A 4,621-nucleotide genomic window follows, 5' to 3' on the forward strand; every position below is an offset into this window, starting at 1 on the left:
CTGCACATGGTCGACTGATGCCAGATCGCGTCGATCAACGTCTCCGGTCAGTACATCTAGACGACGAGGGTGAGCTCCGTGGAGTCCTGCTCCACGGTAAAGCCTGCGGCGCGGGCGATGTCGGCAACCTCCGAGGCAGTGGAGCCGCTGGGATCCTGCGCCAGCGCGCGGGCAAGCAGACCCTTGTAGTGCTTGTTGAAGTGGCTGACGACCTTGCGGCTGCCATCGGGTTGCACGGATTCCACCCGCACAGTCACCGCAGTCTTCAGTTTGCCGAGCTGCTGGTATGCCCCGGAACGTAAGTCCACCACCAGGCCGTGTTCTTGCTCTGCGCGCTGCAGTGCCTCGGTGATGGCGGAACCCCAGCGCCTCTTCATGGTGGTGCCGGGGGTGAGCTTGGTACTACCCGAAAGCCGGTAGTGGGGGATCGGATCCCCGCCCATGACCAGGCCATACAGTGCTGAACCGATGGCTAGGTGGGGCGTGGTGGCGTCAGAAAGAGAAGACACATCGAGCGCGTCGTAGAGCACGCCCGTGTAACGGCGCAGGGCCGGCATCGTCGGGGCGGTGCGCAGCACCTGATTGGCCTCGACCTCGCCGCGCAGCTTCTCGGAAAGGCCCAGGACCTGCATGGCGGCCTCCGGATCTTCGGTGCACAGGGCGACCAGATCGCGGGTGATCTCCTCGCGGATAGGGTCGAGTTCCGGGAAGTGCAACGGCTCCCTGGCGGGCAGCGAGCCACCGGGAGCCTTGGTTTCGGACGGGGGAAGCACGATCAGCATTCCCACAGACTAGCTAAAACCCCTACCGAACGACACAAGTTAAAGGGGGAAAAGGTAAAGTCATGACTCATGATTACTCGGATGTCACAACTATTCTTGCGCACCCTGCGTGACGACCCCGCAGACGCAGAGGTGCCCAGCCACAAGCTGCTGGTACGCGCGGGATACATCCGCCGCGTTGCCCCCGGCGTGTACTCGTGGCTGCCGCTCGGCCTGCGGGTGCTGCGCAACGTCGAAGAGGTCGTGCGCGAGGAGATGAACGCCATCGGCGCGCAGGAGATTTCCTTCCCCGCGCTGCTGCCGCGCGAGCCCTACGAGACGACCGGCCGCTGGGTCGAGTACGGTGATGCGCTGTTCCGCCTGAAGGACCGCAAGAACGCGGACTACCTGCTGGGGCCGACACACGAGGAGATGTTCACCTCGGTCGTGAAGTCCGAGTACAACTCCTACAAGGACTTCCCCGTGATCCTGTACCAGGTGCAGACGAAGTACCGCGACGAGGAACGCCCGCGCGCCGGCATCCTGCGCGGTCGCGAGTTCATTATGAAGGATTCCTACTCCTTCAACATGGACGATGAGGGGCTGGAGGAGTCCTACCAGCTGCACCGCAAGGCCTACCAGAACATCTTCGACCGCCTGGGCATCAAGTACGCGATCTGCTCTGCGACCTCTGGCGCTATGGGCGGCTCGGCATCCGAGGAGTTCCTGGCAGTGGCCGACACCGGCGAGGACACCTTCGTGCGCTCCACCGAGAGCGACTACGCCGCGAACGTCGAGGCTGTAGTGACGCAGGTCCCGCCGGCTCAGCCGATCGAGGGCCAGCCGGAGGCCAAGGAGTACGAGACCCCGGACAGCGATACCATCGAAGCGCTGGTGGACTGGGCTAACGACGAAGGCATCACCATCGACGGCCGTGCCGTGGAGGCTGCGGACACGCTGAAGTGCATCGTGATCAAGGTCAACGACCCGACGCTGGACGAGGAAGGCAAGCCGCGGGGCGAGTCCCTGGCCGGCGTGCTGGTGCCGGGCAACCGCGAGGTGGACATGAAGCGCCTCGAGGCGGCCATGGAACCCGCGCAGGTGGAGCTGGCCGAAGATGCGGACTTCAAGAAGCACCCCTTCCTGGTTAAGGGCTACGTGGGTCCGAAGGGACTGGCCGCAAACGGCGTGCGCGTTCTGGCCGACCCGCGTGTGGTGGAGGGAACCTCCTGGATCACCGGTGCGGATGCGAAGAACCGCCACGTCGTGGGCCTGGTTGCAGGGCGCGACTTCACCCCGGACGGCTTCGTGGAGGCCGCCGAGGTGCTGGAGGGCGACCCTTCGCCGGACGGCAAGGGCACCCTGACGCTGGCTCGTGGCATCGAGATCGGCCATATCTTCCAGCTGGGCCGCAAGTACACCGAGGCCTTCGACGTGAAGATCCTGGACGAGTCCGGTAAGCGCTCCGTGCCGACGATGGGCTCCTACGGCGTGGGCGTTTCTCGCCTGGTGGGCGTGATCGCCGAGCAGATGCTGGACGAGTCCGGGCTGCGCTGGCCGGCATCCGTCGCGCCTTTCGACGTGCACGTGGTGATCGCCAACAAGGACGCCGCCGCGGGCGAGGCCGCCGTGGAGCTGGTGGAGACGCTGTCCAACGACGGCTTGGAGGTTCTCTTCGACGACCGCCCGAAGGTTTCCCCGGGCGTGAAGTTCAAGGATTCCGAGCTGCTGGGCATGCCCCTGGTGGTCGTGGTCGGCCGCGGGTTCGCCGACGGCAAGGTGGAGCTGCGCAACCGCCTGACCGGCGAGACCTACGAGGTCGACTACACCGATGCGCTACCGGAGGCTAAGCGGGCTCTCCGCGGAGAGGCACGTCCTTAGGGTCCTTGCCCTGGAGTCGCTCGAGGGCGGCTTCGCCGCAGGCGGTGGTCTTTAGCCAGTCGGTGGCGTAGGCGACGGCCTTCTCGTTGGCGGCCAGCTCCGTGATGCGTCGAAGCTGGGTGGTGATGGGCAGCAAGGTGGGGTGGAAGTACTCCACAGCATCCGACTTCCCGTCGGCCCCACCCTGCGTGTATCCGGGTTCGGGGGCGGGGATCTCCGCGCCCAGCTCTTCCAGGACGTCATTCGTGAGGTCGCGTAGCACGCGCAGCTGATTGGCCAAGGATTGGATCTGCGAACGGGTCTTGTCCGCTGGGCTCTTGGCCAGCGCGACACCCGAGGCGTAGATTGCACCGTAAGTTAGCGTCAGCAAGGAACGAAACTCCGCTGCCACATCGACATCCGGGTTAGAAAAGCCCTCGACGACCTCAGCGCTGACCTCGGTAGGGTGGTTAGGACGCTCGTTGTCGCCGGCGGCCTTGTAGGCGGCGAATAGCCCGGCGATGAGGGAGGCCTGTGCGCCCAGCTCGCTTGTGAGGGCGCGATCGTAGGCCTTGTCCAGGGAAACAGCTTTCCTGGGTGCGTTCTTGGTCTCGGAAATTTTTTCTTGGCAGCCCTGGGGCGCGTTGCCCTCGCTATCGGTGCCGCACTGGCGCAGGGTTTCCTCCGTGACCAGGTCGTACTGCTTGCCGAGGAATCCGGACCACTTCTTCGCCCGTTTGGCCTGAAAATTTTTCTGAGCACTGCGCAGTGCCGCTCCGAGCTCGATGAGCTGCTCGTTTGCTTGTGGCTCTTCACCGAACTCGCAGGCGGAGATCGCCAGGCCGGCACCTAGAAGCGTGCTGGCTCCCAGGAAACGGCGGCGGGTGAGGGGAGGACGAGAGCTGGTCATATTCATCAAGACTAGGAGTCTACTAGAAGCCAGCTGCTGCTAGACTGCATGGTCATGGCATTTCCAAACAAGGAGCAGCTCGAAGAATCGCTGCGCGGATTGGTAAGAGAGTTCGGACTGGTGATCGAGGACATCAAGATCACGAAGGCCGGAGCGAAGTCCGCCATTAGGATCGCGGTGGATACCGCCGATCCCCGCGCCGAGCGCCCGAATCTGGACCAGTTGGAAGAACTGAGCCGCGAGGTATCGAAGCACTTGGATGACGCCGAGGCGGCGGGGGAGATGAGCTTTGGGGCCGGATACACCCTGGAGTTGACGACGCCGGGCGTCGATTTCCCTCTCGTGGAGCAACGCCACTGGGTGCGCAACATCGGGCGCCTCGTGCGGCTGGCCGACGGGGTAGAACGCATCGCGCAGGTAGACGGCGACGATGTCGTTTTGATCACACCGGATAAGAAACAGCCCAGCGTGCGCCGCGTGCGATTCGCAGATGTAGCTGGTGCGGTGGTAGAAGTGGAATTCTCACAGGCACCCGCCGCCGAGGTCGATCTTGTCGGATTGGCTATTGACGCCTACGGGTTGCCCCGTGCAGAAGATCAGCAGGATAGTCCGGCGGAAAACTAGGAGTAACAAGTGAATATTGATATGGCCGCGCTGCGTGCAGTCGAAAAGCAGGAGTCGGTGGATTTCGACGACCTGCTGGAGGGGGTTAAGCGGGGGCTGCGCGAGGCGTACCGGGCGAAAAGCCAATTCACCGGCCCGGTCGATGTGGACATCGACCCGATCAGTGGCGAGGTGACCATCTACCAGGTGGAAAAGGACGAAGATGGGAACGTCACCGGACGCATCGACGACACTCCGAAGAATTTTGGTCGCGACGGCGCGCTGGCTGTGCGCGAAGCCATTCGCTTCCGCATCAACTCCGCTCGCGTGCAGAACCGCTACGACGAGTACGCCGAGCTGCGCTACCGAGTGGTCTCCGGCGTGGTTTCCGCCGATGCCCGCGCCAACGAGCGCGGTGTGACCATCGTGCACCTGGGCACCGAGGCGAACGGCCAGGACGGGCAGATCCTGCCCGCCGAGCACATCC

At 64.0% G+C, this 4,621-nt stretch carries 5 protein-coding genes; 3 read left to right on the forward strand and 2 right to left on the reverse strand.

Features of this window, described 5'->3' with window-relative positions; genetic code table 11:
* Positions 1 to 56: 56 nt before the first annotated feature.
* The gene (gene yaaA, locus Q0331_RS07610; RefSeq protein ID WP_298075796.1) at positions 57 to 782 is read right to left on the reverse strand and encodes a peroxide stress protein YaaA; all 726 of its coding nucleotides are present in this window, start codon (positions 780 to 782) and stop codon (positions 57 to 59) included.
* Positions 783 to 851: 69 nt separating this feature from the next.
* Here yaaA and Q0331_RS07615 point away from each other — a divergent pair, with 69 nt between their 5' ends.
* A complete protein-coding gene (locus tag Q0331_RS07615; RefSeq protein ID WP_298075797.1) occupies positions 852 to 2,642 on the forward strand; it encodes a proline--tRNA ligase in 1,791 nt (596 codons plus the stop codon).
* On the opposite strand, the gene Q0331_RS07620 is transcribed toward Q0331_RS07615, so the two are convergent.
* Positions 2,608 to 3,531: a twin-arginine translocation signal domain-containing protein gene (locus tag Q0331_RS07620; RefSeq protein ID WP_298075798.1), complete on the reverse strand. Its 924-nt coding sequence runs from the start codon at positions 3,529 to 3,531 to the stop codon at positions 2,608 to 2,610. The two genes, Q0331_RS07615 and Q0331_RS07620, sit on opposite strands and share 35 nt — an antisense overlap.
* A gap of 48 nt (positions 3,532 to 3,579) precedes the next feature.
* Between Q0331_RS07620 and rimP the strand changes: the two genes are divergently transcribed.
* Positions 3,580 to 4,155: a ribosome maturation factor RimP gene (gene rimP / locus Q0331_RS07625; protein ID WP_298075799.1), complete on the forward strand. Its 576-nt coding sequence runs from the start codon at positions 3,580 to 3,582 to the stop codon at positions 4,153 to 4,155.
* Between the two features lie 9 nt (positions 4,156 to 4,164).
* On the forward strand, positions 4,165 to 4,621 hold a 457-nt coding region (locus Q0331_RS07630), incomplete at its 3' end, for a NusA N-terminal domain-containing protein (protein WP_298075800.1).

Source organism: uncultured Corynebacterium sp. (genome assembly GCF_937999985.1).
Classification (GTDB): domain Bacteria; phylum Actinomycetota; class Actinomycetes; order Mycobacteriales; family Mycobacteriaceae; genus Corynebacterium.

Bases quoted from the DNA above. Each gene is read 5' to 3' on its own strand.
- Q0331_RS07620 (WP_298075798.1), bottom strand. From the start codon at position 3,531: ATGACCAGCTCTCGTCCTCCCCTCACCCGCCGCCGTTTCCTGGGAGCC.
- yaaA (WP_298075796.1), bottom strand. From the start codon at position 782: ATGCTGATCGTGCTTCCCCCGTCCGAAACCAAGGCTCCCGGTGGCTCG.
- Q0331_RS07615 (WP_298075797.1), top strand. From the start codon at position 852: ATGATTACTCGGATGTCACAACTATTCTTGCGCACCCTGCGTGACGAC.
- rimP (WP_298075799.1), top strand. From the start codon at position 3,580: ATGGTCATGGCATTTCCAAACAAGGAGCAGCTCGAAGAATCGCTGCGC.